The following is a 25,207-nucleotide window of genomic DNA, read 5'->3' on the forward strand; positions in this document are numbered from 1 at the left end:
GTATTCCGCATAGCTCCCGTTGGTGGTTCGACCGAGACCTCCCATCAATGCAGCGACCTTCGCCCCAACAGGGAACTCGCCGCCGGTGTCAATTTGATTGGTGTGTTTTGGCCGTTCCATATCGACCAAACAGCCACACTTCAACTAACAAGAAAGTCACGTATCGCCGCAGCGATTTCTGGCGTATGTGTCTCAAGGGCGAAGTGGCCCGTATCGAAGAAGCGCACCACCGCGCCAGGGATGTCACGTTTGAATGCCCTGGCTCCAGCTGGCAGGAAGAACGGATCGTTCTGACCCCAAACAGCCAGAAACGGCGGCTTGTGCGTTCTGAAATACTGCTGAAACGCGGGATACAACGCGACATTGCTTTTGTAGTCGCCAAACAGGTCAAGTTGAACCTCGTGCGCACCGGGACGGCCCAGGTAAAAAGTATCGAGCGAGTAGCCGTCCGGCGATACGGAGGCCGTGTCAGATACCCCGTGCGTGTACTGCCAGACTGTCGTTTCCGGAGTCAACAGGGCGCGAAGTGCCTCACGGTTGCCCTGCGAAGGATCTCGCCAATAGGCCCGGATAGGGTTCCAGCCTTCGCTCAGTCCTTCCTCGTAAGCATTGCCGTTCTGGGAAATGATCGCGGTGATCCGCTCAGGATGTTTCAGCGCAAGCCGAAAACCCGTCGGCGCACCGTAGTCGAATACGTAGACGGCAAAGCGATCAAACCCGATCACTTCGGTAAACCTGCCAATCACGTTGGCAATGTTGTCGAACGTGTAGGCAAACGTGTCATGGGCCGGCATATCCGACCGGCCGAACCCGGGTAGATCCGGCGCAACAATATGGAAGCGCTCCGACAGTTGCGGGATCAAGTCCCGAAACATGTGGCTCGCGCTTGGGAAGCCGTGGAGAAGCAGCACTTTCCGGGCATCAGCACGACCGGCTTCTCGATAGAACACCTTGAAGCCGTCGACGTCGGCGTGGCGATAGGACATAGGGGGCATGACGCTCTCTCTCGTGAGTTGTAACGTTTCCAATAGCTAAAACAAGTTGGAAGCGGCTGCCACCATCCAAAGCGGCCTCCGCTTTCCAGCATACGCATCACCGACAAGCAGAACTGGCTGTCCGATTCGTTCCAGCGCTCCATCCAGTGCGGCAAAGTCTTCAGCGCGCGACGCCAGCGACAACCGTGCAGAGATTGCATTGACGCTCCATTAAATCGTCCAGTTGCTTGGAAGGCACACGCGACACAACCGAACCATGTAACCTCTCTAACATTGATAACAAGGTTATTTTATTGGGCTGTAACTTGTCAAGACACTTTTGAGCGGTTACCATGAACACCATCAACACTGCGCACCAGGTCACTTGAGATGGACTTCCAACGTGTTCCCGCAATATTCGTGGCCGATGCGCCGGGCCTTGATTTTCTGAACTCGGTTGCCACACCGACGGGTGAGCAAGTCGACTGGATCGGTGATGGGGAAGGTCTTCTGGCCTGGCTGGAACAGGCAGGCCTGGTGCCGCGCAGCACCCTCGAGGTGCTAAGGTCGGAGGCGATGCCAGGTGAACTCGATGGCGTCGCTGCACAGGCGCGAAGTCTGCGGGAATGGTTCAGGGGATTTGTCCAGCGTACGAAGGGACGACCGCTGGTCGGCGAGGACTTGCGTGAACTCGAACCGCTAAACCGCCTGCTGGAGCGGGACGAAGGGTATGGCGAGATCGTTGCCAACGCGCCAGGGGCGTCAATGGCCTTCGGACTACGTGCGACTCGACGTTGGCGCTCGCCGGAGTTGTTGCTGATGCCGATAGCCGAGGCAATCGCGAAACTCGTTTGTGAAGAAGACTTTTCGCATGTGAAAGCGTGCGAGGGTCCTCAGTGCACGCTGATGTTTACCGATCACACGCGGGGCCACGGCCGCAGATGGTGCAGCATGGCGATCTGCGGTAACCGCTCCAAGGTTGCGGCTCACCGTAAACGGCTAAAGGAGCTGGCGCGGCTGGGGTAATGGACGACTTCGGCTGGGAACACCTACTCCCGCCTCGATACCCGCGAATTGATCGAGCATGGCAAGGCGGCCATCGAAACCCAGATGATCCGATCTGGAACGCCAGAAGCAGGTGCTTGAACGCTACTGCGCCCGGCAGGGCTGGACGGTCGAGGTCATCGCCGATCTTGGCTCGGGCATGAATTGCCGCGCTGGCGAGGCTGCACGCCCGCATCGCGGCGATTCGCTCAGACGCGCCGCACCAGCTTACGACTGGCCTGACGCGTCGTTTCCATACCATCGGCATTGAAGACCTGAACGTGCGCGGCATGCTGAAGAATCGCCGCCTGTCCCGCTCCGTTGCGGACATGGGCTTCGTCGAATTCGGGCGGCAACTGGAATACAAGGCGGCGATGCGCGGCGGCTTGGTGGGATGTCGTCGCTAGCCGCCACCCTGGAGCTAGTTCCGCGGCGGCGGCGGAGCCTTCTTCCCTGGCGATCCCACAGCGCCAGATGCGGCGGCCCGCAGGATGCGGCGGAACTTGGGGCATTCCATGTGGCTCGGTGCGGGGCAGGCAGCGGCATGCCGCAGGCCATCGCGCATCGCGCTCAGTCTGCGGATCGTCTTGTCCAGCTCCTCCGCCTTGGCGGCGAGCATCCGCCGGTCGATGCGCGGCCGCCCCTCCGGCGCGAACATCAGCGCAATTTCATCGAGCGAGAAACCGGCGGCACGCCCCAGCGCGATCAGCGCCAGCCGTTCCAGCACGCCGGCATCGAACAGGCGGCGCAGCCCTCGCCTGCCGGTGGACGCGATCAGCCCCTTTTCCTCATAGAACCGCAGCGTCGATGCGGGAACGCCGGATTGCTGCGCCACCTCGGCTATGTCTAGTTGTCTCACCCCTCTTGACCTCAAGTCGACTTGAACTAGCATAGTTTAGCTTCCGCTCCTTGAGGGCAAGCAAAGGAAGACGATCATGGATATCACGCACCAGACCGGAAACGAGCAGACGGCGCTCTGGAACGRCCGCGCCGGACGCGCCTGGGTCGAGTCGCAAGTGTTGCTCGACCAGATGCTCAAGCCGTTCGAAGACCTGCTGGCCGAAGTGGCGCGCGCCGGATCCTGGCGCCGGGTGCTTGACGTCGGCTGCGGCACGGGCGGCACGACGCTCGCCGTTGCGCGGCAGCTCGGCGCCGAGGGCTATTGCACCGGCATCGACATTTCCGAGCCGATGATCGCCGCCGCCCGGGCACGCGCCAGACAGGAAGACACGACGGCAAACTTCATCCGCGCCGACGCGCAGACCCACGCCTTCGCGCCCGCCAGCTTCGACATGATCATTTCGCGCCTCGGCGTCATGTTCTTCGACAATCCGGTCCTGGCCTTCGCGAACTTGCGGCGCGCCGCGAGCGACGACGCCGGACTCCGGTGCCTCGCCTGGCGCAGTGCAGCGGAAAACCCGTTCATGACGACGGCCGAGCGCGCCGCGGCGCCGCTGCTGCCGGACCTACCCGCCCGCCAGCCTGGCGCGCCGGGACAGTTCGCCTTCGCAGACCGGCATCGGGTCGCTTCCATCCTGGAAGAGAGCGGCTGGGCCGCGATCGACATCCAGCCGATCGATGTCGAGTGCACCCTGCCGGAGAAGGCGCTGACCGGCTACCTCACCCGGCTCGGCCCCGTGGGCCTGATCCTGGAAGATGCGGACGAGCGCACGCGCGCGCAAGTCATCGACACCGTCCGCGCCGCCTTTGATCCCTATGTGCGCGGCGACGAAGTTCGCTACACCGCTGCCTGCTGGATGGTCAGCGCCAGAGCGCCGTCCGCGTCAGGCGCACCTAAGGAGGCAGCCAATGTCTGAGGCCACGGATTATCTGGTGGGTGCTGTTCTGATCGGGGCCGGCGCGACGGCGGTGATGGACATCTGGGCAGTCGCCCGCAAACGGATGCTCGGCATTCCTCCGCTGGACTACGGCCTGGTGGGCCGCTGGCTTGCCCACCTGACACGCGGGCGCTTTCGCCACGATCCCATCGCCGCTTCGCCGCCCGTCCGGGGCGAGCGCCTGATCGGCTGGATCGCCCATTATCTGACCGGCATCGCGTTCGCGGCCACGCTGCTCGCGCTCTGGGGCCTCGACTGGGCCCGTCATCCGACGCTGGGCCCCGCGCTGATCGTCGGCATCGGCAGCGTGGCGGCGCCCTTCCTTGTGATGCAGCCGGGCATGGGCGCCGGCATCGCCGCCAGCCGCACGCCGCGTCCCGCCGCCGCGCGCCTTCATAGCCTCGTCACGCACGGGATGTTCGGCCTTGGGCTCTACGGCGCTGGCTGGGCTATGCGTCTGTTTGGTACGTTTCAATGACCGCGCCGTGGTTGGCGGCTCCAACCATCCCGGGCCCTCATTGCCAGCGCGGCCCGCCTCGGCCTTAAGCGGGGAGTCGCCGTCATGGCGCCCCGTAGCCTACCGATTTGCCGGGCAGCCCTTTGCGAATCCACTCCTCATATTCGACCAGGACATAGGTGTCGATTGCCCAGACGACCATCAGCACGTTGAGGGTTGCCAGCCATGCGATGAACCAGAGCCCCTTCCGGTTTGCGCCAAAAAGAAGCGCTAGTAGCACTGATGCCATCGACATTAGGTCCAGATAGTGGGGCGTAATGCCCACATGATTCACTCGAACGTAGAAAACTCGATACAGAACATACAGTATCGACATCAGTGCCGGCATCGCGGCAATCAAGATTAGGATCTTCGCTTTCATCTTGAAGGAGTAAACACTAAATCTGGATACGCGGAATCGTCGCCAAACCACCCATCAGCATCCAGTACCGCCACCCGGAAATACCCGCTCGCCCAGGAAGTCGATCAACACCCGCAGCTTGGGCGACAGGTGCCGGCTGGCCGGCCACAGCACGCGAAAGGTGCCGCTGCGCTCCACGTAGTCGCCGAGTACGGGGAGCAGCCTTCCATCGGCCAGCGCGTCGCGGATCGCGAAGTCCGGCAGGCAAGCGATCCCCAGGCCTTGCAGGGCAAAGCTCATGCGCGTCTCGATGTTGTTGCAGATCATGGAGGTGGGCAGGTGCGGCTCCGGGTCCGACTCGTCGCGGCGCAGCGGCCAGGTTTCCAGCTTGCCGCTGTTGGGAAAGCGGTAATGCAGGCAGGCATGCCCGGCCAGGTCGGCGGGATGCCGGGGCAAGCCGCGCTGTGCGAGGTAGGCCGGGGCGGCTACCAGCAGGATCCGGAAATCGCCGAGGCGCCGCGCCGACAACCGTGAGTCGGCCGGCTCGCCAGTGCGCACGACCGCATCGAAGCCTTCCTCGATCACGTCCACCATCCGGTCGGTAAAGTCCAGGTCCAGTTCGATCTCCGGGTACCGCCGCATAAAGTCGCCCAGCACCGGCAGCACCAGCGAACTGACCAGCGGCAGGCTGACGCGCAGGCGCCCGCGCGGCGCCTCGGCCGCGCGGGACAGCTCTTGTTCGGCCGCCTCGATTTCCGCGAGGATGCGCCGGCTGCGCTCCAGGAACAGCGCGCCCTCGGCCGTCAGGGTGATGCTGCGCGTGCTGCGGTGAAACAGCCGCGCGCCAAGCTTTTCCTCCAGCCGCGCCACGCTCTTGCCCACGGCCGATGCCGATACGCCCATCAGGCGGCCGGYCGCCACGAAGCTGCGCGTCTCGGCCACCTGCACAAACACTGTGAAGCCACTCAGGCTGTCCATGGATTTTTCCCGGCATGCTTATTACGGACAACGTTGTCCGGATAACCAGGAACTCTAGCCTACTTTTTCCTGAGTCGAATGTTTCTTATCGTTCGCTTGTACTTGCAATCCCTTGCAATCCTTGCAATCCGCAACGAAGGAAAACGCGCATGACCTCCCGCACCTCCACCCTGTCCGACGGCGTACCGCCTGCCCACCTGCGCACGCGCGTCGACGCGGCGATCGACCAGGCCCTGGCCGAGCACCGGCTGGTCGGCGCCGTGGTGCTAGTCGCCCGTGACGGCGAACTGATCCACAGCCGCGCCGCCGGCCTGGCCGACCGCGAGGCGGCCCTGCCGATGCGCGCCGATGCGTTGTTCCGCCTGGCTTCGGTGTCCAAGCCCATCATCTCGGCCGCCGCCATGGTGCTGGTGGCGCAAGGCCCGCTCGGGCTCGACGACGCAGTGGCCCGCTGGCTGCCGGCGTTCACGCCGCGCCTTGCCGACGGCAGCCCCGCATCCATCACGGTACGGCAGTTGATGAGCCACACCGCCGGGCTGGGCTACCGCTTTTTCGAGGCCGACGGCAACGGGCCCTATGCCCGCGCCGGCGTATCGGATGGCATGGACCAGCCGGGTATCTCGCTGGCGGAGAACCTGCGCCGCATTGCCAGCGTGCCGTTGCTCTACAAGCCCGGCACCGCCTGGGGCTATTCGCTGGCAACGGACGTGCTCGGCGCCGTGATCGAGCGTGTTTGCGAAGCGCCGCTGGGCGACGCTGTGCGGGCGTTGGTCACGGGGCCGCTGGGTATGCGCGACACCGCCTTTGCTGCCGTCGATGCGGACCGCCTGGCCACCGCCTACGTCAACCACACGCCGGTGCCGCGCCGAATGCGCGAGCGGGATGTGGTCCCCGTCCTTGAAGGCACGGCAGGCATCCGCTTCGCGCCCGCGCGCGCCCTGGACGCCGGCGCGTTTCCCTCCGGCGGCGCCGGCATGGTGGGCAGCGCGGGCGACCTGCTCCTGTTACTGGAAGCGCTGCGCCAGGGCGGCGGCCCCCTGTTCCCCGCCGCGTGGGTGGAGGAAATGGGGCGCAACCAGACCGGCGAATGGGGTCCGCCCGATGCGCCTGGCACCGGCTTCGGCCTGGGATTTTCGGTGCTGCGCGATCCGGCTCTGGCGGGTTCGCCAGAATCCGCGGGAACCTGGCGTTGGGGCGGTGCCTACGGCCATTCCTGGTTCGTTGACCGCGTCAGGGCCTTGAGCGTGGTTGCGTTCACCAACACCTTGTACGAAGGCATGTCCGGCCGCTTCGTGACCGACCTGCGCAATGCCGTCTATGCGGCCGGGATGGAAATACAGCCATGAACGCCGGCCGCTCCCTGTTCTTTATCGCGCTAGGCCTGTTCGGCCTCTACGCCATCGAGTTTGGCGTGGTTGGCATCCTGCCGGCGGTTGTCGAACGCTATGGCATCACGGTGGCCCGGGCAGGCTGGCTGGTCGGCTTGTTCGCGCTGGTGGTGGCCGTGTGCGGGCCGTTCATGGTGCTGTGGCTGTCGCGCCATGCGCGGCGCAGGGTGCTGGCGGGCGCGCTGTTCGTGTTCGCCGCGTGCAGCGTGCTGTCGGCCTGGGCACCGGACTTCGCCACGCTGATGGCGCTGCGCATTGTCCCCGCGCTGCTGCATCCGGTGTTTTTTTCGCTGGCGTTCGCGGCAGCCGTGTCACTGTACCCGCGGGAGCGGGCTACGCATGCCACGGCCATGGCCTTCGTCGGCACCAGCATGGGCCTGGTGCTGGGCGTGCCCATCACGGCGTGGATCGCGGCGCGTTTTTCCTACGAGGCGTCCTTCCTGTTTTGCGCCGCCGTGAATGCCGCGGCAGGCATCGGCCTGCTGGCCGTGCTGCCGGATGAGCCAAAGCGGCCAGCCCCGGCGCAGGGTGTGCCCGCCATCCGGCCGTCGGCGATCCTGCGCAAGCTGCCCGTCTGGCTCAACCTGCTGGCCACCGTGCTCATCTTCGCCACCATGTTCTCGGTCTACAGCTACGCGGCCGAGTATCTCGCGCGCGAGGCCGGCATGGGCGGCGAAACAATCAGCGTGCTGCTGGTGGTCTTCGGCATCGGCGGCGTAGCGGGCAATCTGCTCGCCGGCAGGCTGCTGGGCAAGAGCCTGGCGGGGACCGCACTGCTGCACCCGGTGGCGCTTGGCGGCGCCTACCTCGTGCTCTACGCCTGTGGCAGCGCCAGCTTCTTGCCGATGATCGCGGTCTGCCTTCTGTGGGGCGCGGCGCATACCAGTGGCCTGATCGTCAGCCAGATGTGGCTCGCCTCCGCGGCGCCGGAAGCGCCAGAGTTCGCCACCAGCCTCTATATTTCGGCCGCCAACCTGGGCGTGGTGTCCGGCGCGGCGGTGGCGGGCGGGTTCATTACCGCCGTGGGCATGACGGGCGCGGTGTGGAGCGGCTGGCTGTTTGCCGTGCTGGCTACGCTATGCACGGCGCTGAAGGTGTTGCTGTTCGACTGCAAACCCGATGGCACCGGACCGGCAGACCCTAGGACACTGGGAGCAGCAGCAAGTAGGCCTTGATCACGATCGCGTTGGCAAGGTCGATGAAAAAAGCGCCAACCATCGGCACGACCAGGAAGGCCAGGTGCGACGGCCCGAAGCGATCGGTGATCGCCTGCATATTGGCAATGGCGGTAGGCGTCGCCCCCAGGCCAAAGCCGCAATGCCCGGCGGCCAGCACCACGGCGTCGTAGTTGCGCCCCATCACGCGGAAGGTGACGAACATCGCGTAGGCAGCCATGGCGGCCGCCTGCGCAGCGAGAATCGCCAGCAGCGGCAGCGCCAGCGCGGACAACTCCCACAGCCGCAGGCTCATCAGCGCCATCGCCAGGAACATCGACAGGCTGACGTTGCCCAGCACGGAGACCGCACGGTCGAACACGCTGTACCAGCCCAGCGCCGCCAGGCCATTGCGCAGGATCACGCCGATGAACAGCACCCAGACGAAGGTAGGCAGGGAGAACCAGCTCTGCGCAAGGACGCTTGCCAGCGCCTGCCCGGCGGTCAGGCAGACCAGTATCAGGGCAAGCGTCTCGATCAGCGCCGACGCGGTGATCAGCCGCACCGCGGCCGGCTCTTCGAAATTGAGCGGATCGGGCTCGGGCGCGGCGCTGCCCGGTGTCTGGATCTTGCGCAGCAGTACGCGCGCGACAGGCCCGCCCAGCAAGCCGCCCAGGACCAGCCCGAACGTGGCGCAGGCAATGGCCAGCTCCGTGGCGGCAGTCAGGCCGTACTGGCTGGCGAACGTGTGGCCCCAGGCCACGCCGGTGCCATGGCCGCCCGACAAGGTGATCGACCCCGCCAGCAGCCCGACGACCGGCTTCAGCCCCAGGACGGACGCCATGCCGATACCGATGGCATTCTGCAGCACGAGCAGGCCGACGACCACAAACAGGAAGATGGCAATGCTCTTGCCGCCCCGGCGAAGACTGGCGAGATCGGCGCTGAGCCCGAGCGTGGCAAAGAACGCCAGCATCAGCGGCGTCTGCATGGTGAGATCGAAGCCGACTTCGGCCCCGGCGAACGCGCGTGCGGCATAGAGCGCGAGCGCCACCACCAGGCCGCCCACCACCGGCTCGGGGATGCTGTAGGTTTTCAGGACGGGTGTGACGGCGATCAGCTTGCGGCCGGCAAGCAGGACCAGCGACGCGGCCACCAGGGTTTCATACGTGTTGAGTTGCAGCAAAGCTTGGTCTCCCGCGGAATGCGCTAGTCTGCACCACGGGAGCGCCGGCTGGATATTAAAAGTTTTCCATCAGCCACTTTACAAAGTCACGCGCCGGCGACAACCGGGCATCAGGGTGGGTCCCCAGCCGCGTCGCCGATGCGAAGCATGTTCCATGTCAGCCCAAGCTGGACATCGGTCTTGAGGGACAGCAACTGGCGGGAAAGCCGTGCCAGATGCGCCTGTTCCGCCAGGTTCTTGCCGATCACGCCTTTCTCCCCGGACGCGTTGGCCAGCACGGTCTCCAGGTCGCCATAGCGCTGCAGGAGCTTCACGGCGGTCTTCGCCCCGATCTTTTCGACGCCGGGAATGCCGTCCGTGCTATCTCCCAGCATGGCGAGGTAATCCGCCAGTTGGTGGCTGCCGACGCCGAACTTGTCCATGACGTAGCTTTCGTCGAACCAGGACGGCTCGCCGTTCTTCGCTGTCGCGAAATGGTTGCGTACGATCGCGCCGTCTGCAATCAGCTGGAGCACGTCCTTGTCCGTGCTCACCGGAATCGCCTGCCCCTCCTTGCTCGCGGTCCAGCGGTAGAAGACGGTGGCGATGATGTCGTCCGCCTCGTAACCGTCGGCCGAGGCAGTCTGGAGCCCGAGCACCTCCGTCAGCGTCAGGCGGAAATCGGGAATGACGTCGGCCAGCTCCGGGTCCATGGGCTTGCGGTGCTGGCGATATTGCGGATACAGCGCGTGCCGCCACGTCTTGCCGCCGGCATCGAATGCCGCCAGCGCGTGCGTGGGCCGGCATTCGGCCAAGGCGCGGCGGAACGAGGCCAGGGCCGAGAGCACAGCCCCTTCGACCTTGGCCGGAATGTCTTCCGATGGGTTGGCTTCGTAAACCCGGCGCAGGATGTTCAGGCCATCAATCAGAAGTAGTGTCTGCTTCATTATTCTTGCGATGCTTGCCGTCAGACCCTCTATTCTGACGCGCGATGGCGATGGCGCAACTTTTTGGACTGATCTATCCGCGAGAATGCGGGGTTGCGCAGGCCGGCCACCTCGTCTAGTCTGAGCAGACTCAACCTACGCCCGGAAATGAACAACAACCACGACACTCGCCAGGCAGTAATCGACGCCCTGAAGAAAACGGGCACCCCGATGGATGCATATCAGGTCGCAAAGGCCACGGGCGTCAGCCCGATCCAGGCCGTGCGGACACTGACCAAGCTCACCACCAAGGGGCTTGTGCGGACCGATGGCCCGCTGGGTGACGAGAACGACCTGTCCGCGCAGTTCAGTCTCGTGCCGGAGCCGAAGGAAGGCAGCGTGGGCTGAAAGCAGGCGTTTCGGGCTCTGGCGGTACTGGCTGCCACGTGGCCGGCTTCGGCGATCGTGGCATGAAGCTGGCGGCTGCCCCTGCCACTCAAATTCGATAACAGTGCCGCATAAATCACATACAAGCTCGCGCAATCTCGCGCCGGCTGCCCCGTTCGCGCGCCGTCAATGCGCACCTGGCCCGCTCCGCATTAACGTGATCGATAGGCGATGCTGGCAAATAATTCCAATCAGGACTATCCATTGCCCGCCAACCCGCGTATATTTCGGCCCGCGGGGTGGAGCAGTTGGCAGCTCGTCGGGCTCATAACCCGAAGGTCGCAGGTTCAAGTCCTGCCCCCGCAACCAGATTCCAAAGCCCGTACGGTTCTCGCCGCACGGGCTTTTTGCATTTGCACGGCGCAGGTGGCGCCGGGGCCTGCCGAGGGTAAGGCAAATGGGTCCGGGAGACTGTCGGGCCGCGCCCTACACTTTCCGGCGCCAATTCAGGCTTGATGCGATGGCGAAACAGTGAAATTGGCGCGGGTCATCAAGGACGGGAGCCTTGCAGTACCTTGGACCTGTCCACCAGGTTCATCCGGCCGCGCTGGTCGTCGTCTCCGAACTCGCCCTAGTGGCTGCCCTGCGGGCTGTGCTTCCAGCGTTGCGTCATGCCGGATCTCCCGTTGAATGCTTGCGTGGGACGATCGGCAGCCCGGCCACATCCATTTCGATGCACAGGATGCCTCCCGCCGTGGAGTCCGTCACGAACAGCGTCTTGCCGGCCGTGCCGCCAAAGGCGAGATTGGTCAGGGAATGCCCGGCGGGGCCACGCAGCACCTGCACCGGCTCGGCGCGGTGGTTCAGCACCCAGACGTAGCCCAGCCCCGGGTTCGCCACCAGCAACCGGCCGGAGGCATCCATGGCCAGCCCGTCCGGGCCGCTCGGGCCATATGACGTAAAGAACTGGCCGGTCTTGGATACGCTGCCATCGGCAAGGATCGGCATGCGCCAGACGCAGTTGCCCCGGGTCACCGCCACGAACAGGAACTTCTCATCCGGGGACAGCACGATGCCGTTGGGGCTGGGCACATTGGACAGCAGCAGCTCCAGCCTGCCCGCGGCGCTCAGGCGATAGACGCGGCCGGTAGGATCGTGCAGCCCGGTCTGCCCCTGGTCCGTGAAATAGATGTTCCCTTGCGAATCGATGGTGAGGTCGTTGACCCCTTTGAAGCTCTCGGTATTGCGGCGGCCAAGGTAAGGCGCCACGGTTCCGCTGCGCGTGTCGAGCAGCATCAGGCCATTGCGGTAGTCCGTCACCAGCAGTTCGGCCGCGCTTAGAAACTTCATGCCGTTGGGCTCGCCGTCCCACTCGGCCACCAGCTCCCACCCGCCCTTTGGATCGATGCGAAAGACGCGGCCGTAGGGGATATCGGTGACATAGAGATTGCCGGCGCTGTCGAACACCGGGCCTTCCAGGAAGGCATCGATCTCTCGCCCGCCCTGGTTGGCATCGGCCCAGATCGTGCGCCTGGGCTGGCGGTATTTCGCCGGCATACGGGTAAAAAGGTCCAGCTCACGGACTTCCGGGGCATTCAGCAGGAACATGGATTATTGCCTTTCAAATGCGGTATTGGCCGCCACCTTGCCCCAGAACGCCGCGCGCTCGGCAAGCTGCCTGGAAAATGTCGACGCATCCCAGTAGCCCGGATTCGCGCCAATGCCTTCGGCAAAGGTCTTCATGTCCTGGGAGGCCATGGCCGCAGCCACTTCTTTCTGAAGGCGCTCCAGCACCTTCGGCGGCGTGCCCCTGGGCGCCCACAGGCCGGTAAAGTTGACTACACCATAGCCCTTGAGCCCTGCCTCGGCAAACGTCGGCACATTGGGCAGCGCAGCAAGGCGTTTGTCGCCGCTCACTGCCAGCAGGCGCAGGCTGCCGCCCTTGACTTGCCCGATGACGCCGGGCGTGGATGCGATCTGGTAGTCCACCGTGCCGCCGAGCAGCGCCAGCGTGGCCTCGCCCGCGCCCTTGAACGGCACGTGCATGAAGTGCGCGCTGGTGGCCACGCCCAGGGCTTCGCTAGCGAAATGCGGCGTGGTGCCGGCGCCGCCTGAGCCGTAGCTCACTTTGGCGTCGCCCGCGCGGGCCGCAGCGATCAGGTCGTTCATGGTCTTGAACCTGCTGTCGGCCTTGACCGCCACGGCCATCGGCGCGAACACGAAAGCGGCTACCGGCTGCAGGTCATTCGCGTAATTGAACGGCAGTTTCTTGAAAATGTGCGGCAGCAGGGAATACGTGGTGTCGTTGGCGAGCAGCGTGTAGCCGTCGGCCGGGGCGCGCGCCACTTGCACAGTGCCGATGGTGCCGGTGGCGCCTGCCTTGTTTTCGACGACGAAGCTCTGGCCGGTTTGTTCGGTGAGGCGTTGGGCCATTTTTCGGGTGACTGCGTCGACAGCACCGCCTGGGGGGTATGGGACCACGATCCTGACGGGCTTGTCGGGCCAGGTTTGTGCGTGGGCGGATAGGGCGATGAAGGCGATCGCGCCCAGCGCGCAACGGCGCAGTGCCGATACGCGGTTCGGTTTGGTTTTCATTGTGTCTCCTGCCTTGTATTTTTCCTGGCCCGGGCGGGGGCCGGCTTCGGCCTTCAGGCCTTGGCCAGAACCGGGGCTTGCGCGCGAGACAGCACGCCTAGCGTGTTCTGCGCGGCCGCCACGCCCATGTTCACATAGGCGGTGCTGGTCACGCCGCCGATGTGGGGGCTGAGCAGAAAACCAGGCTGGCCGTGGAAGATATGCGGCACCGTCATCGGCTCGACCGCGAAGCTGTCCAGCCCGGCAATGGCTACCTGTCCGGACTGCACCGCGGCCAGCAGTGCGGGTTCGTCGATCAGCCCGCCGCGCGCGGTGTTGACCAGCATCACGCCGGGCTTGCAGCGTGCCAGCGTTTGCGCGTTGATCATCGCCTTGTTGTCGGCGGTCAGCGGGCAGTGCAGCGAGATAGCGTCCGACTCCTTCCAGATCGTTTCCAGGTCCACGGGCTCGATATAGTCCGGCAGGTCACGGGCATATGGATCGAAGCCGATCACGCGCATGCCCATGGCATCGCACATCCTGGCGAAGCGCCGGCCGATGGCACCCAGGCCGATCAGGCCAATGGTGCGGCCCGCCAGCTCGAAGCTCTTGTGCGTGGCCTTGTCCCAGTGGCCGGCATGCATGCGTTCGTTGAGCGTCACGACGGATTTGGCGCAGCCCAGCAGCAACGCCAGGGCCTGCTCCGCAACGGCTGCGGCATTGGCGCCAACCGCTGCCGTTACCTCGATGCCGCGCGCTGCGGCGGCGGGCTTGTCGATGGTGTCGGTGCCGCTGCCGTGCTTGGAGATGACCTTCAGCGCGGGGGCGGCATCCATGATTTCCGGCGTCACGGCGCCGTAGCGCACGATGATGCCGACCGGGTTGTGGCGCTGCGCCAGCGCCACCAGATCGGCGGGCTGGGGGGTCTTGCCGGCATAGACGATTTCGTAATCGCCGAGCAATGCCTCGGCTTGTGGCGCCAGGTCAGCCGCGGTGACGAGGATAGCGGGCTTGGTGCTCACAGCGTCTCTCCCTCTTTCAGCACGCCAGCGGTGATCAACGAGGCAACCAGCCACGGCGCGTTGGTCTTGCCTTCCTTGATCTGGGCGATGCGGCGCGCTTCGGCGGCTTCCTTGTGCTCGGCGAGCGGCAGCAGCGAGGCGATCTTTTCACGCTCCACCACGACCAGGCCATCGGCATCGCCGCAGATGAAGTCCCCGGGGTGGACCGTGACGCCGCCGACCGAGACCGGGTGGCCGATGCGCCCGCCCACTTCCTTGGTCGGGCCGTTGGGGTTGGTGCCCACCGAGAACACCGGGTAATCCATGTCGTCGATATCCAGGCTGTCGCGCACCGCGCCGTCGATCACCACGCCGGCAATGCCGCGCTGGCGGCATGCATTCATCATGATGGTACCCATCAGCGCGCTGCTCTGGTCGCCCTTGCCGTCGATCACCAGCACATCACCCGGCTGCGCCAGCGCCAGCGCGGCGTGGATCATCAGGTTGTCGCCGGGGCGCACTTCCACCGTGAAGGCGGTGCCGGCCAGCTTCATATGCGGGCGCAACGCCCGGATGCGGCCGTGCAGCGCGCCGCGGCGGCCGGCCACGTCGGCCAGGATCGCGGGCTGGAATTTCGCGGCCCGGGCGACGATGTCGGCGGGTACGCGGTCGAAGGATTTGATGATGTTGGGCAGGCTCATGGCATGGCTCCTTGGATTCGGTGATTCGGGGATTCGGGGATGGCGACGGGGTAGCTGTGAATGCCGGAGATCAGTCAACCTGCGCGCCGGATGCCTTGACGGCGGCTGACCAGCGAACGGTGTCCTTCTTCAGCAGCGCGCCGAACTCCTCCGGGGTGCCGCCCAGAACATCAGCGCCCTGGTCGCTCAGCTTCTTCCTCAGGTCGGGCACCTGCAGCGCCTTGTTGAACTCGGCATTCAGGCGCGCCACGATGCCCCTGGGCGTGGCGGCGGGCGCCACGAAACCGAACCACGTCACGGCCTCGAACCCGCTGTAGCCGGACTCGGCAATGGTGGGCACGTTGGGCAGGTCGTCCATGCGCTTGCCCGAGGTGACGGCCAGCGCGCGCATCTTGCCGTTGCGGATATGGCCGATCAGCGTCGGCACCGACGACAGGTACAGCTGCACCTGCCCGCCAATCAGGTCATTGACGGCCTGGGCCGCGCCCTTGTACGGCACGTGTGTGAGCTTGATGCCGGCCGTCTTCTGGAACAGCTCGCTGGTCAGGTGCGCCACGGTGCCGTTACCCGGCGAGGCCATGTTGATAGTGCCCGGATGCGCCTTGCTGGCAGCAATCACTTCGGCCAGCGTCTTGTAGGGCGAATCCACGTTGGTCACCAGCACCAGCGGTGCGCTGGCGACCAGGCCCACCGGCGTAAGGTCCTTCGCCACGTCGTACGGCAGCTTGCGGTAGAGCGCGGGGTTGATGGCAAGGTTGCTGGTCTGGCCCAGCACGATGGTATAGCCGTCGCCACTGGCCTTGGCCGCGGCGTCCACGCCGAGGTTGCCGCCCGAGCCCGGCTTGTTGTCCACCACGAAGCGCCAGCCCATGGCCATCGCCACCTTGTTGGTGACCTCGCGGGCAATGATGTCCGTGCCGCCGCCGGCTGGAAACGGCACGATCACGCGGATGGGCTTGGCAGGATAGGTTTGGGTCTGTGCCAGGGCCGGGATGGCCAGGGCACAAAAGAGAGCGGTGGTCAGGCCGCGGCGCAGCAGGTGCATTGCTTGTCTCCATCTCGTTATTTGTTGGAACGGATTCTGGATGGTCGTTGCACGCAGTACAATACCGTTTCACTGTACGCACCCCATTCCACACCATGGTCCCCTCCAATTCCCCCATTGCCATTGAGGCGGCCGACGACGCAGGCGGCGGCGTGATCGCAGTACGGCGGGCGCTGCGCGTCCTGGAAGCTTTCGGCGTAAGTGATGCACAGCTCACACTAGCGGAACTCAGCCGGCGCACGGGCTTCCACAAGACCACGGTGCTGCGCCTGGCGCGCACGCTGGCATCCGACAACTACCTGGTGCAGAAGGAAGACGGCAGTTGGCGGCTCGGGCGTGCTGCAGGCTGGCTGGGCGCGTGCTACCAGGCCACCTTCAATGTGTATGAAGTGGTGGAACCGGTGCTGCGGGAGCTGACGATCAAGACTGGGGAAAGCGCGTCGTTCTACGTGCGCGAGGGCCAGCAGCGCATGTGCCTGGTGCGCGTGGAGGGCCCGCAGGCCATCCGGCACCATGTACGCATCGGCTCGGCGCTGCCGCTGGACAGCGGCGCGCCCGGGCGGGTCATCCTGGCGTTCTCAGGGCAGCCGGGCGAGCCCTATGAATCGATCCGGCGGCGGGGATATCACCTGTCGATGGGCGAGCGCGAGCCGGAAGTCTCCAGCGTTTCAGCGCCTGTGTTCGGGCTRCATTGGCGGCTGCTCGGGTCCGCGTGCATCTCGGGGCCGACTTCGCGGCTCAGTGAAGAGCGCTTGATTGCCCTGGCACAGACGGTGGTGGACGCGGCCAACCAGCTTTCGTATGCGATGGCGGGAAGCCACCGGCCTGCGCCCGAGGCAGCGTCGGGCAGTCCGGCAACATGGCATCCTTGACGTGCCAATGCGTCACGCTGGCACAAACGTTGTCTGGCTGGCAGTATTCGGATGGCGTTCCTGATGGTCCGGCGACGGGTTTTTGCCCAATGCCGGATCTCACCCGACAACGCACTATCCGCAGCAGCAAAGGAGTGAAGCGCATGCCCCCGCTCGAGACACTATTGCCATTCTTCGGCATTGCCGTGGTACTTGGCCTGACACCCGGCCCGGACAATATCTTTGTGTTGCTGCAATCCGCCATGCGGGGGCCTCGCGCCGGCATGGTCGTGGTGCTCGGCCTTTGCACGGGCCTGCTGGTGCATACGGCCGCGGTGGCCTTCGGCCTGGCCGCGCTGTTTGCCACATCCCAGGTTGCATTTGCGGCGCTCAAGATCGCCGGCGCGCTGTACCTGGCCTACCTTGCGTGGCAGGCGTTCCGCGCACCGGTGGGCAAGATGGCCGAAGGCGGCGGCGGCAACGTTGGCACCGGGCACATGTACCGGCGCGGCGTGGTGATGAACCTGACCAACCCCAAGGTCGTGATCTTCTTTCTCGCGTTCCTGCCCCAGTTCGTCGCTGCCGACCGTGGGCATATCGCGCTGCAGATCATGGTGCTGGGCGTGGTCTTTATCATCGCCACCCTGCTTGTTTTTTCTGTGATCGCCTACTTCTCGGCCATGTTCGGCACCCTGCTGCTGCGCTCGGCTCGCGCGCAACGTGCGCTGAACCGGTTTGCGGGGGTGGTGTTCCTGGGACTCGCCGCGCGCCTGGCGACGTCGCGGCTGTAAGCCTGCGGATGCAGCCGCCACCCTCCATCCCTGCCTCGGGGCCTTAATCCCGCCCACCCCCAAACAGCCGCTTCACCCTCTCCCAGAGCACTCCCAGCATCATCGACACCGGATTCATCTGCGTGACCTTGCTGCGTTCACTATCCGACAGCGACGGGTCCATCTTGCGAGTCACGTTCTTGCCGAAATCGGCCATCATGCGACGGACAAAATCGCGCACCAGCCCCGAGCGGGAGAACTGCGCCAGCGGGCCTTGCAGCGAATACTGCAAGTCGATCAGCACTTCGGTCTCGCCCGCCGATACCGCCTGAAGCACGTAGGTGATATCGCCCGCGGCCTTGGAGTTGCTCAGCGAGTCCTGGCCCGCGCCCTTTAACACGCCGCGCCGGTTCTGGTCGTCCCGTTCCAGCCGCGCCGCGCCGTTGAAGCGCGCCGCCATCGGCCCGAACTTGATCGCGACGTGGCCCTTGACGCGGTCGCCGTCCTGCTCGGTCAGCGCGGCACCCGGCAGGCAACTGGCCACCGCGGGCAGGTCGGCCATGAAGCGCCAGACGTCATCGACCGGGAACGGCACCTTGAAGCCGCCATCGATGCGCGACCAGCCTTTCTTGTCGGCGCTGCGCTCGGTCTCCTCCGTGGCCGCGGCAACGGCTTGCGCCTCGCCGGCGCTATCGGCGGCGGGCGTGAAGCAGACGAACGCACGCGGCGCCGGCGTGCTGGCCTGCGCGATGCCGCCGCCTTGCGGCCGCCGTTGCTCCAGCACCGAGCGGATCGCGGCCACGATGCCCATATAGCCGGTGCAGCGGCAGAGGTTGCCGGAAAGCTCGTGGCGGATGGTGGCTTCGTCGGCATCCGGCAGCCGCAGCACGATGTCGCGCGCGGTGGCGAGCATGCCGGGCGTGCAATAGCCGCATTGCAGCGCGTGGTGCTTGTTGAACGCGGCGCGCAACTCGCGCATCACGGCATCGTCGTCATAGCCTTCGATGGTCACCACCTTGCTGCCGGCGCAGGCGCTGGCGAACGTGATGCAGGAGCGTACGGGCTTGTCGTCGACCAGCACGGTGCAGGCGCCGCAAACCCCGTGTTCGCAACCCAGGTGGGTGCCGGTCAGGCCCTGCCCGTCGCGCAGGAAGTCTCCCAGGTGCGTGCGGTGCGCGCAGGCACCGGCAGCGGCGCGGCCATTGATCGTCAGTGCGATGGTTTCCACTGCGGCCCTCAGTTAAAAAGTTGTTCGATGCAGCGCGTCGCAGCGGTGCAATAAAGCTTGCGGTCGATCGCATCCTTGCCGGGCGTGGCTTGCGTCACGGCTGCCAGGACGGCCTGCGGGGTGAGCGCGGCGGGGCCGCGCGCCGCAATGCCGTTGGCCAGGCCGTGCAGCACCGCCGGCGCGCCGTCGAGCGCGCCCAGCACGATGCGGGCGAAGCGCGCGGACGGATCGAAGTAGGCGGCGCAGCTTGCCTCGGCGAATTCTCCGGTCTTGCGGCAGAGCTTGTGGTAGCCCCAGCGCACGTCGTCGTTGTGACGCGGCACATGGACGGCCGCGATCACTTCGCCCTCCGTCAGCGCAGTGGTGTACGCGCCCAGCATGAATTGCGTCATGGGTACCCGGCGCGTGCCGGCCTTCGACGCAAGTTCAAGCTCGGCGCCCATGGCGGTCAGCGCCACCACCCAGTCCGCCGCGGGATCGGCATGCGCCAGGCTGCCGCCGATGGTGCCGCGGTTGCGGATGGCGCGGTAGGCGATGCCGTGTGCCACGGACTGCAGCATGGTGCCGCGCAACGCCGGGAATTCGCCATCCTCGATCTGCGCGTGGGTGACGGCGGCGCCGATGCGCACGCGGTCCTGCTCCACGCTGACCGTGCGCAGCTCGGCCAGCTTCGACAAATCGTAGACGGTATCGGGCCGCGTCAGGCGCAGGTTGAGCATGGGGCCCAGCGACTGGCCGCCGCCCATGACCTTGGCGTTGTCGGTGCGGTCCGCCAGCGCGGCGCAGGTCGCGGCCAGCGTGGGCGCCGCGCGATAGATGAATGCAGCTGCTTTCATGATGGTTCAGGCCGCCTCTCTGGTTTGCGTGGTCTGCGGCTCGTCTCGCGCTTGTTCGGCGCGGGCCAGTGCTTCGAGCACCTTGCGCGGCGTGAGGGGAGTCTCCAGCAACTCCACGCCGAACTGCCCCAGCGCATCGTTGACGGCGTTGAAGATGGCGGCCGGGGGCGCGATGGCACCACCCTCGCCCATGCCCTTGGCGCCGAACTCGGTGTGCGGGGACGGCGTCTCGAAATGGTGGATGCGGATCGCGGGAATCTCGGTGGGCCCGGGCAGCATGTAGTCGGCCAGCGTGGAGGCCAGCGGCTGGCCGTTGCCGTCGTAGCGCATTTCTTCGAACATGGCGGTGCCGATGCCCTGCGCAACGCCGCCGTAGGTCTGCCCCTCCACCACCATGGGATTGACCATGGTGCCGCAGTCTTCCACCACCACGTAATCGAGGATCTCTACGTGGCCGGAATCGGTGTCCACTTCCACCAGCGCCGCGTGGGTGGAGTACGTGAAGCTGCCGGTATCCACATTGGGCTTGTAGCCCATCGTGGTTTCCAGCCCGGCGGGATCCACATCGGCGGGCAGCTTCTGTGGATTGATATACCAGGCGTTGGCGATGTCGGCGATGGGCACGGCGGCGTCGCCCGCCTTCACCGCGCCGCCATCCAGCGCGGCCTCGCCCTCCGGGCGCAGCAGCATATGCGCGCCGATCTTCAGCAGGCGCGGCACCAGCGCCTTGCAGGCGCGCGACACCGCGCCGCCGGACATCACCAGCGAGCGCGAGGCGTAGGTGCCGGTGGAGAACGGCGTCACGCCGGTGTCGCCATGCACCACCTTGACCCGCGCCACGTCGATGCCGAGGATCTCGTGCGCGATTTGCGCAAAGGTGGTTTCCATGCCCTGGCCATGCGAGTGCACACCCACGCGCACCTCAAGCCCGCCGTCCGGCGTGATGCGCACGGTGGCGGAATCGAAGCCGGGAATCACCGGCGTGCCCCAGGCGGCGAACACCGAAGTGCCATGCGCCGATTGCTCCGTGTAAGTGCCGAAGCCCACGCCAAGGTAGCGCGATCCCGCCGAGGCATCGCTGTGCCGTTCACGCTGGCGCGCGCGGATGCGCGCCAGCCCGATCATCTCCGCTGCCTTGCGCACGCTGGCGGGATAATCGCCGCCGTCGAAATGCTTGTTGGTGACGTTGACGTAGGGCATGGCCTCCGGCTGCACCAGGTTCTCGCAGCGGATCTCCCACGGCTCGCGCCTGACAGCGCGCGCCAGCGCGTCGATCAGCAGTTCCATCGCGAAGCACACGCCGGTGCGCGCCACGCCACGGTACGGCACGAAGCCGGGCTTGTTGGTGGCGACGCATTCCGTGATGCAGCGGTAGCCGTCGAAGGCATACGGCCCGGGCAGGTTGCCGATAGCCTGGCCCGGCTCGAGGCCGATGGTGAAGGGCCACACGGAATAGGCACCGCCATCGATGGCGATCTTTGCGTCGAGCGCCAGCAGCCGGCCGCGCGCGTCGGCATAGGCCGTGACCTCGTAATGGTGCTCGCGCGAGTTGGCACCCGCGGTCAGGTGCTCGCGGCGGTCCTCGATAAAGCGGAACGGCTTGCGATACGTCATGGCCAGCCACGCGATGCACAGCTCCTCCTGCTGCAGCACGCACTTGTAGCCAAAGGCACCGCCCACGTCGGGCGAGATCACGCGGACCTTCTCCTGCTCCAGGCCCAGGCAGTGGCTCAGCACCGTGCGGATCATGTGCGGCACCTGGGTGGCGCTGTAGACGATCAGCTGGTCGAACTGGCGATCCCAGTAGGCCAGCACGGCCTTGCCCTCCATCGGCACCATGCACTGGCGAGCCAGGTCGATCTTGCGGGTGACCACCACCGCGGCGGTCTTGCTGAGCGTGTCGAAATTCTTGTCGGCGGTAAGCGTGAGGAAGTGGTTATCCTTCCAGTGCTCATGGACACGCGTGGTGCCGCTGGCCTGCCTGGCGCCGTCCACGTCGGTGAGCGCGGGCAGTTCGTCCAGGTCCGCGACGACGCGCTCGGCAATGTCCTCGGCTTCCGCGCGGGTCGGTGCGAAGGCCATGGCAATCGGCTCGCCGACAAAGCGGACCTTGCCGCTGGCCAGCGGCGGCTGCGCCGAGGGCTGGTAAGAGGGAAAGGCCGAGTCCGCCACGATGTCGAGCGCGCCGGGCATGTCGCCGCGCCCGATCACCGCGTGCTCCAGCCCTTCAGGTTTGTGCAGCGCCAGCAGCCGCGCATGCGCCATGGGGCTGCGCAGGAAGGCAACTTCCTGCAGGCCCGGCATGGCGATGTCGGCCACGAAGCGGCCCTTGCCATGCAGGTGGCGCGCGTCTTCCTTGCGCGCCACGCGGGCGCCTACACCCTGCCCGCCTTCCTTCTCTATGTGGTCTTTGTCCATACATTTCTCCAGCCCGGGTTAGCCGCCATCCGAGACTGCTTTGGGGGTTCGTGGATCGCGCGCACTTGCGCACCGCACATACTCAGTGCACTGATCTTATCGCCAGATTGGCGAAACGGACGGCAACGGTCAATTGGGGCTTTAGCCAATACAGTGCGTGGTGCGGCACGCAAGCGCGCTCAGAGGCGCCTCAATGCCGCGAGTGCCTGCTCGCGGGGCATCACGGCGGCGTATTTCTGCTCCATGTCGAACAGGTTGGCCTCGTGCGGCTGGATTGCGCGGTCGCCCACGCAGTCCGACACCACCAGCGGGCGGAAGCCGTGCGACATGGCATCGACCACGCTGGCGCGCACGCAGCCGCTGGTGACCGCGCCGGCCACCACCAGCGTGCGCACGCCGCGCTGCGTCAGCCAGGCCGCCAGCGACGTACCGAAAAAGGCGGACGGCACGGTCTTGCGCACCACCAGCTCGCCCTCGCGCGGCGCGAGCTGCGGCACGATCGCGCTGGCCGGCCCCTGCTCCTTCAGCGTCAGCATGCCGGGCACCTTCAGCGTGAAAATGTTGTGGTCGCCGTCGTCGTCGGCAAACACGATGCGGCTGTGCGCCACGGCCCAGCCTTGCTCGCGGGCTGCTGCCAGCAGCGGCACGGTGTTGGCAATGGCCTGTGCGATATTGCCGCCGCCGAACATCGCCGGATCGGCGAAACCGTTGACGAAGTCGACGATCAGCAGGCCCACGGGGGCTTGCAGCGGCAGCGGCGTGCCGAAGCCCTGGCGCTCGTAGGTGGGGAGTTCGCTATGTCTCGTCATTTGCTGTTCCAGCCGTCCAGTACCTTGCCTTGCCTGACCACGTCCTCGCCATCCAGGCGCACCGTGCAGTTACGCAGCGGGATATCGATATGGCAGGCGGTGGTGCGGCTGCCACCCGCTTCGTTGTTGGGGCCGAGCGAGAACAGGAAATTGCCCTCGTAGGCGCGCGCGTCCATGCCGATGGAGGCTTCGCGGTCGTACAGGCCCAGCGTCGACCAGCGCGCGCGCGGCTGCAAGCCCCAGCCGATATGCGAGATGGCATAGGCTTCCGGGTCGTTGAAGGAGGCCATGTAGTCGTTCAGCAGCTCGGCATCCAGCCCGCCTTCGATGCGCGTGGCATAGCCGCCTTCCACCGTCAGCTCGACGCGGTCCGCCACGTAGCCCTTCTGCGGCAGCAGGATATCGCCGCGGTCCAGCACGATGCGCCCGCTGGCGCCGCCTTCGTCCGGCCACGTCAGGACGAAGCCGCTGGGCCAGTGATCCCAGCGTCCCGGCTCGTCGACGAAACCGTACTCGCTGATGGCGGGAAACTCGCCGAGCGGGCAACGCAGGTCGGTGCCCGCATCGGATGTCACATGCATTTCCTTGGCGCGCGACAGCCGCGCGTTGGCGCTTGTCACGCGCTCGCGGTCGGCCTCGGTCGGCACCATGCGCACCAGTACTTCCGGCGGTTCCACCGCCAGCAGGATCCTGGTGCCGGTTTTCAGGATGTCGTGCTGTTCGGGCGAGAACAGCAAGGTCATCAGGTCCAGCACCAGGTCGCTCTCCTTGAGCGCGGCGATGGCGGCGCGGTTGCCGGTGAGCGCCGTGGTGCCGAGGTAAGCCAGCGGGTCGCGGCTCAGCGCCTTGTCGCCATTGACGGGCGGCAGGTCCAGGCGGTTGACGATGGCTCCCATCGCCTGCGTGGCGACCAGCGCGCACGACAGGGTCTGCGGATGGGTGGCGGCGCTGGTGAGGATGGTGACGGTCTGCCCGGGCGCGAGGCGGGACAGCGTAAGGACCTGTTTCCAGGCCTGGATCAGGGCGTGATCGCTGACTGGCATGTTCTCTCCTGGTGATCGGCGGCTCAGGCCGCGGCCTGTTGTCGTGGACGTGGGACAACTTCAGCGCCGAGGAAGCCGCCCAGCGCGCGATAGAAGCCCGCCTCGTCATCCCAGGGGATCATGTGGCCTGCGTCCGGCACGTGGCTGACTTCGGTCTGCGGCAACAGACCACGGATCTCGTCGATATCCTCGGGACGCACCACATCCCCGCGGCCAGCCACCATCAGCAGGGCCGGTACCGCGACATGCGGCAGGTCGGCATGCACGTCGTCGGTATGGAAGCCCTGGAAGCTGGCCAGCACGGCGCGTTCGTCGCAGGTATGCAGCCATTCGGCGCGCAGGGCCAGTTGCTCGTCGGTCCAGGTGGGACAGAAGCGCCGCATGGTCTCGATATCCACGCCGTGCCGCGCCACCGCCATGGAATCCACATACCAGGCGAGTTGCGCGGGATAGGCGCGGCGGCCGGGGCCGGAGACCGGCGGATCGACCATGACCAGCCGCGCCAGCCCCGGCGGCTGGCTGCGCGCGGCACGGATGCCGATGCGCGCGCCCATCGAATGGCCGACCACGCTGTAGCGTTGCAGGCCCAGGGCCTGCGCGAAGGCCAGCACGTCGGCGGCCTGCGCATCCAGGCTGTAGTCCAGCGTATCCGACACGCAGGACAGGCCGCGCCCGCGCACGTCCAGCACATAGGTGTCGAACTGCTCGCCCAGGCGCTCGCCGACGAAGCCCCAGGTGATGGCGGGGCTGGTGATGCCCGGCACCAGGATCACCGGATCGCGCGTGGCACGCGCACCGGCGTTGCCGCCATAGCGCAGGTAGTGCTGCCGGATGCCGTTGGCGTGGACGTTGCCGCCGCAAACAAAGGTACTCATGTCATCGCTCCTTGGCCGGGGCACTCAGTAAGCGCCGGACAGCAAAGCGCCGGCGCCGGGCACGACCGGCTCCAGGTCGAGCTGCTTGAGGATGGCGTAGGTGGTGGCGATGGCCGCGGTGATCACGGGCTTGCCGGTCATCGCTTCCACCTTGGCCACGGCCGGCAACGAAGGCATCTGCACGCAGGCCGACAGTACGATGGCGTCGACGTCTTTGGTGTTCATCTGCGCGACGATGCCGGGCAGCCTGGCGGGATCATGACGGCCCACCTCGAGGTTGTCGGGAATTTCCAGCGCGCGCCAGTCCACCACTTCGTAGCCTTCGTTGCGGATGTAGTCCACCAC

The 25,207-nt window shown here is 66.0% G+C and carries 26 protein-coding genes, 1 tRNA gene and 2 pseudogenes; 10 read left to right on the top strand and 19 right to left on the bottom strand.

Annotation, left to right across the window (positions count from 1 at the left end; genetic code table 11):
• Positions 1-140: 140 nt before the first annotated feature.
• Positions 141-995, bottom strand: coding sequence for an alpha/beta fold hydrolase (locus tag AC1DT6_RS31625; RefSeq protein ID WP_441634536.1), 855 nt, complete (start codon positions 993-995; stop codon positions 141-143).
• 369 nt (positions 996-1,364) lie between these two features.
• Here AC1DT6_RS31625 and AC1DT6_RS31630 point away from each other — a divergent pair, with 369 nt between their 5' ends.
• On the top strand, positions 1,365-2,000 hold the full coding sequence (locus AC1DT6_RS31630) for a CGNR zinc finger domain-containing protein (RefSeq protein ID WP_441634538.1): 636 nt from the start codon (positions 1,365-1,367) through the stop codon (positions 1,998-2,000).
• Positions 2,001-2,200: 200 nt separating this feature from the next.
• Positions 2,201-2,308: pseudogene (locus AC1DT6_RS31635) on the top strand (hypothetical protein); the annotation flags it as partial.
• A 131-nt stretch (positions 2,309-2,439) separates the two neighbouring features.
• On the opposite strand, the gene AC1DT6_RS31640 reads toward AC1DT6_RS31635, so the two are convergent.
• Positions 2,440-2,877 carry a helix-turn-helix domain-containing protein gene (locus AC1DT6_RS31640; RefSeq protein WP_441634540.1) on the bottom strand — a complete coding sequence of 146 codons (438 nt, stop codon included), beginning with the start codon at positions 2,875-2,877 and terminating at the stop codon, positions 2,440-2,442.
• Positions 2,878-2,953: 76 nt separating this feature from the next.
• Between AC1DT6_RS31640 and AC1DT6_RS31645 the strand changes: the two genes are divergently transcribed.
• Together AC1DT6_RS31645 and AC1DT6_RS31650 are read left to right on the top strand one after the other, a co-directional pair.
• Entirely contained in the window at positions 2,954-3,835 is an 882-nt protein-coding gene (locus AC1DT6_RS31645; RefSeq protein ID WP_477115196.1) for a class I SAM-dependent methyltransferase, read from the top strand.
• Positions 3,828-4,334 (top strand): DUF2938 domain-containing protein, encoded by a 507-nt coding sequence (locus AC1DT6_RS31650; protein ID WP_441634544.1) that lies wholly within the window; start codon positions 3,828-3,830, stop codon positions 4,332-4,334. The genes AC1DT6_RS31645 and AC1DT6_RS31650 overlap by 8 nt, the downstream gene beginning before the upstream one ends.
• An 82-nt stretch (positions 4,335-4,416) precedes the next feature.
• Here AC1DT6_RS31650 and AC1DT6_RS31655 read toward each other — a convergent pair whose 3' ends face one another.
• Together AC1DT6_RS31655 and AC1DT6_RS31660 are read right to left on the bottom strand one after the other, a co-directional pair.
• Positions 4,417-4,734 (bottom strand): hypothetical protein, encoded by a 318-nt coding sequence (locus AC1DT6_RS31655; RefSeq protein WP_441634546.1) that lies wholly within the window; start codon positions 4,732-4,734, stop codon positions 4,417-4,419.
• A 54-nt stretch (positions 4,735-4,788) separates the two neighbouring features.
• Complete coding sequence (locus tag AC1DT6_RS31660; RefSeq protein ID WP_477115197.1) at positions 4,789-5,691, bottom strand: LysR family transcriptional regulator; 903 nt, start codon at positions 5,689-5,691, stop codon at positions 4,789-4,791.
• A gap of 149 nt (positions 5,692-5,840) precedes the next feature.
• Here AC1DT6_RS31660 and AC1DT6_RS31665 point away from each other — a divergent pair, with 149 nt between their 5' ends.
• Together AC1DT6_RS31665 and AC1DT6_RS31670 are read left to right on the top strand one after the other, a co-directional pair.
• The gene (locus AC1DT6_RS31665) at positions 5,841-7,037 is read left to right on the top strand and encodes a serine hydrolase domain-containing protein (RefSeq protein WP_441634548.1); all 1,197 of its coding nucleotides are present in this window, start codon (positions 5,841-5,843) and stop codon (positions 7,035-7,037) included.
• On the top strand, positions 7,034-8,254 hold the full coding sequence (locus tag AC1DT6_RS31670) for an MFS transporter (protein ID WP_441634550.1): 1,221 nt from the start codon (positions 7,034-7,036) through the stop codon (positions 8,252-8,254). Before AC1DT6_RS31665 ends, AC1DT6_RS31670 begins: the two co-directional genes overlap by 4 nt.
• On the opposite strand, the gene gltS is transcribed toward AC1DT6_RS31670, so the two are convergent.
• Together gltS and AC1DT6_RS31680 are read right to left on the bottom strand one after the other, a co-directional pair.
• Positions 8,220-9,419: a sodium/glutamate symporter gene (gene gltS / locus AC1DT6_RS31675; RefSeq protein ID WP_441634552.1), complete on the bottom strand. Its 1,200-nt coding sequence runs from the start codon at positions 9,417-9,419 to the stop codon at positions 8,220-8,222. The genes AC1DT6_RS31670 and gltS overlap by 35 nt on opposite strands.
• A gap of 110 nt (positions 9,420-9,529) precedes the next feature.
• A complete protein-coding gene (locus tag AC1DT6_RS31680) occupies positions 9,530-10,345 on the bottom strand; it encodes a 5'-3' exonuclease (RefSeq protein WP_035872037.1) in 816 nt (271 codons plus the stop codon).
• 147 nt (positions 10,346-10,492) lie between these two features.
• Between AC1DT6_RS31680 and AC1DT6_RS31685 the strand changes: the two genes are divergently transcribed.
• On the top strand, positions 10,493-10,732 hold the full coding sequence (locus AC1DT6_RS31685) for a helix-turn-helix domain-containing protein (protein WP_035872040.1): 240 nt from the start codon (positions 10,493-10,495) through the stop codon (positions 10,730-10,732).
• Positions 10,733-11,004: 272 nt separating this feature from the next.
• Positions 11,005-11,080: transfer RNA gene (locus AC1DT6_RS31690), tRNA-Met, on the top strand.
• Positions 11,081-11,273: 193 nt separating this feature from the next.
• Here the strand turns inward: AC1DT6_RS31690 and AC1DT6_RS31695 are convergent.
• The 6 genes and pseudogenes from AC1DT6_RS31695 to AC1DT6_RS31720 form a co-directional block, all read right to left on the bottom strand.
• Positions 11,274-11,384, bottom strand: a pseudogene (locus AC1DT6_RS31695) (cyclase family protein); the annotation flags it as partial.
• Positions 11,381-12,319, bottom strand: a complete 939-nt coding sequence (locus AC1DT6_RS31700; protein ID WP_441634555.1) for an SMP-30/gluconolactonase/LRE family protein — start codon at positions 12,317-12,319, stop codon at positions 11,381-11,383. The pseudogene AC1DT6_RS31695 and the gene AC1DT6_RS31700, both read right to left, overlap by 4 nt.
• A gap of 3 nt (positions 12,320-12,322) precedes the next feature.
• On the bottom strand, positions 12,323-13,306 hold the full coding sequence (locus tag AC1DT6_RS31705; protein ID WP_441634557.1) for a Bug family tripartite tricarboxylate transporter substrate binding protein: 984 nt from the start codon (positions 13,304-13,306) through the stop codon (positions 12,323-12,325).
• A gap of 53 nt (positions 13,307-13,359) precedes the next feature.
• Positions 13,360-14,307, bottom strand: a complete 948-nt coding sequence (locus tag AC1DT6_RS31710) for an NAD(P)-dependent oxidoreductase (protein ID WP_441634559.1) — start codon at positions 14,305-14,307, stop codon at positions 13,360-13,362.
• Entirely contained in the window at positions 14,304-14,987 is a 684-nt protein-coding gene (locus AC1DT6_RS31715; RefSeq protein WP_441634561.1) for an RraA family protein, read from the bottom strand. The genes AC1DT6_RS31710 and AC1DT6_RS31715 overlap by 4 nt, the downstream gene beginning before the upstream one ends.
• Positions 14,988-15,057: 70 nt before the next feature.
• Positions 15,058-16,032, bottom strand: a complete 975-nt coding sequence (locus tag AC1DT6_RS31720) for a Bug family tripartite tricarboxylate transporter substrate binding protein (protein WP_441634563.1) — start codon at positions 16,030-16,032, stop codon at positions 15,058-15,060.
• A gap of 95 nt (positions 16,033-16,127) precedes the next feature.
• Here AC1DT6_RS31720 and AC1DT6_RS31725 point away from each other — a divergent pair, with 95 nt between their 5' ends.
• Positions 16,128-16,904 (top strand): IclR family transcriptional regulator, encoded by a 777-nt coding sequence (locus AC1DT6_RS31725; RefSeq protein WP_477104489.1) that lies wholly within the window; start codon positions 16,128-16,130, stop codon positions 16,902-16,904.
• Between the two features lie 143 nt (positions 16,905-17,047).
• Positions 17,048-17,674: a LysE family translocator gene (locus tag AC1DT6_RS31730; protein ID WP_441634567.1), complete on the top strand. Its 627-nt coding sequence runs from the start codon at positions 17,048-17,050 to the stop codon at positions 17,672-17,674.
• Between the two features lie 43 nt (positions 17,675-17,717).
• Here AC1DT6_RS31730 and AC1DT6_RS31735 read toward each other — a convergent pair whose 3' ends face one another.
• From AC1DT6_RS31735 to AC1DT6_RS31765, 7 genes are all read right to left on the bottom strand, one after another.
• On the bottom strand, positions 17,718-18,881 hold the full coding sequence (locus tag AC1DT6_RS31735; RefSeq protein ID WP_441634569.1) for a xanthine dehydrogenase family Fe-S subunit: 1,164 nt from the start codon (positions 18,879-18,881) through the stop codon (positions 17,718-17,720).
• A gap of 8 nt (positions 18,882-18,889) precedes the next feature.
• Positions 18,890-19,717 (bottom strand): FAD binding domain-containing protein, encoded by an 828-nt coding sequence (locus AC1DT6_RS31740; protein WP_441634571.1) that lies wholly within the window; start codon positions 19,715-19,717, stop codon positions 18,890-18,892.
• Positions 19,718-19,723: 6 nt separating this feature from the next.
• Positions 19,724-22,135 carry a xanthine dehydrogenase family protein molybdopterin-binding subunit gene (locus tag AC1DT6_RS31745; protein WP_477115198.1) on the bottom strand — a complete coding sequence of 804 codons (2,412 nt, stop codon included), beginning with the start codon at positions 22,133-22,135 and terminating at the stop codon, positions 19,724-19,726.
• 179 nt (positions 22,136-22,314) lie between these two features.
• Complete coding sequence (locus tag AC1DT6_RS31750; protein ID WP_441634575.1) at positions 22,315-22,944, bottom strand: N-carbamoylsarcosine amidohydrolase; 630 nt, start codon at positions 22,942-22,944, stop codon at positions 22,315-22,317.
• Positions 22,941-23,987: a 2,5-dihydroxypyridine 5,6-dioxygenase NicX family protein gene (locus tag AC1DT6_RS31755; RefSeq protein WP_045242965.1), complete on the bottom strand. Its 1,047-nt coding sequence runs from the start codon at positions 23,985-23,987 to the stop codon at positions 22,941-22,943. Before AC1DT6_RS31755 ends, AC1DT6_RS31750 begins: the two co-directional genes overlap by 4 nt.
• Positions 23,988-24,010: 23 nt before the next feature.
• The gene (locus AC1DT6_RS31760) at positions 24,011-24,862 is read right to left on the bottom strand and encodes an alpha/beta fold hydrolase (protein ID WP_441634577.1); all 852 of its coding nucleotides are present in this window, start codon (positions 24,860-24,862) and stop codon (positions 24,011-24,013) included.
• 24 nt (positions 24,863-24,886) lie between these two features.
• A partial coding sequence (locus AC1DT6_RS31765; RefSeq protein ID WP_477111119.1) for an aspartate racemase/maleate isomerase family protein occupies positions 24,887-25,207 on the bottom strand: 321 nt, incomplete at its 5' end.

This window comes from Cupriavidus sp. 01L45 (assembly GCF_056399885.1).

What these genes read in the sequence shown, in the direction of transcription:
- AC1DT6_RS31625 (WP_441634536.1), bottom strand. Translation starts at nt 995, where the DNA reads ATGCCCCCTATGTCCTATCGCCACGCCGACGTCGACGGCTTCAAGGTG.
- AC1DT6_RS31630 (WP_441634538.1), top strand. Translation starts at nt 1,365, where the DNA reads ATGGACTTCCAACGTGTTCCCGCAATATTCGTGGCCGATGCGCCGGGC.
- AC1DT6_RS31650 (WP_441634544.1), top strand. Translation starts at nt 3,828, where the DNA reads ATGTCTGAGGCCACGGATTATCTGGTGGGTGCTGTTCTGATCGGGGCC.
- AC1DT6_RS31655 (WP_441634546.1), bottom strand. Translation starts at nt 4,734, where the DNA reads ATGAAAGCGAAGATCCTAATCTTGATTGCCGCGATGCCGGCACTGATG.
- AC1DT6_RS31665 (WP_441634548.1), top strand. Translation starts at nt 5,841, where the DNA reads ATGACCTCCCGCACCTCCACCCTGTCCGACGGCGTACCGCCTGCCCAC.
- AC1DT6_RS31670 (WP_441634550.1), top strand. Translation starts at nt 7,034, where the DNA reads ATGAACGCCGGCCGCTCCCTGTTCTTTATCGCGCTAGGCCTGTTCGGC.
- AC1DT6_RS31680 (WP_035872037.1), bottom strand. Translation starts at nt 10,345, where the DNA reads ATGAAGCAGACACTACTTCTGATTGATGGCCTGAACATCCTGCGCCGG.
- AC1DT6_RS31685 (WP_035872040.1), top strand. Translation starts at nt 10,493, where the DNA reads ATGAACAACAACCACGACACTCGCCAGGCAGTAATCGACGCCCTGAAG.
- AC1DT6_RS31700 (WP_441634555.1), bottom strand. Translation starts at nt 12,319, where the DNA reads ATGTTCCTGCTGAATGCCCCGGAAGTCCGTGAGCTGGACCTTTTTACC.
- AC1DT6_RS31705 (WP_441634557.1), bottom strand. Translation starts at nt 13,306, where the DNA reads ATGAAAACCAAACCGAACCGCGTATCGGCACTGCGCCGTTGCGCGCTG.
- AC1DT6_RS31715 (WP_441634561.1), bottom strand. Translation starts at nt 14,987, where the DNA reads ATGAGCCTGCCCAACATCATCAAATCCTTCGACCGCGTACCCGCCGAC.
- AC1DT6_RS31720 (WP_441634563.1), bottom strand. Translation starts at nt 16,032, where the DNA reads ATGCACCTGCTGCGCCGCGGCCTGACCACCGCTCTCTTTTGTGCCCTG.
- AC1DT6_RS31730 (WP_441634567.1), top strand. Translation starts at nt 17,048, where the DNA reads ATGCCCCCGCTCGAGACACTATTGCCATTCTTCGGCATTGCCGTGGTA.
- AC1DT6_RS31740 (WP_441634571.1), bottom strand. Translation starts at nt 19,717, where the DNA reads ATGAAAGCAGCTGCATTCATCTATCGCGCGGCGCCCACGCTGGCCGCG.
- AC1DT6_RS31745 (WP_477115198.1), bottom strand. Translation starts at nt 22,135, where the DNA reads ATGGACAAAGACCACATAGAGAAGGAAGGCGGGCAGGGTGTAGGCGCC.
- AC1DT6_RS31750 (WP_441634575.1), bottom strand. Translation starts at nt 22,944, where the DNA reads ATGACGAGACATAGCGAACTCCCCACCTACGAGCGCCAGGGCTTCGGC.
- AC1DT6_RS31755 (WP_045242965.1), bottom strand. Translation starts at nt 23,987, where the DNA reads ATGCCAGTCAGCGATCACGCCCTGATCCAGGCCTGGAAACAGGTCCTT.
- AC1DT6_RS31760 (WP_441634577.1), bottom strand. Translation starts at nt 24,862, where the DNA reads ATGAGTACCTTTGTTTGCGGCGGCAACGTCCACGCCAACGGCATCCGG.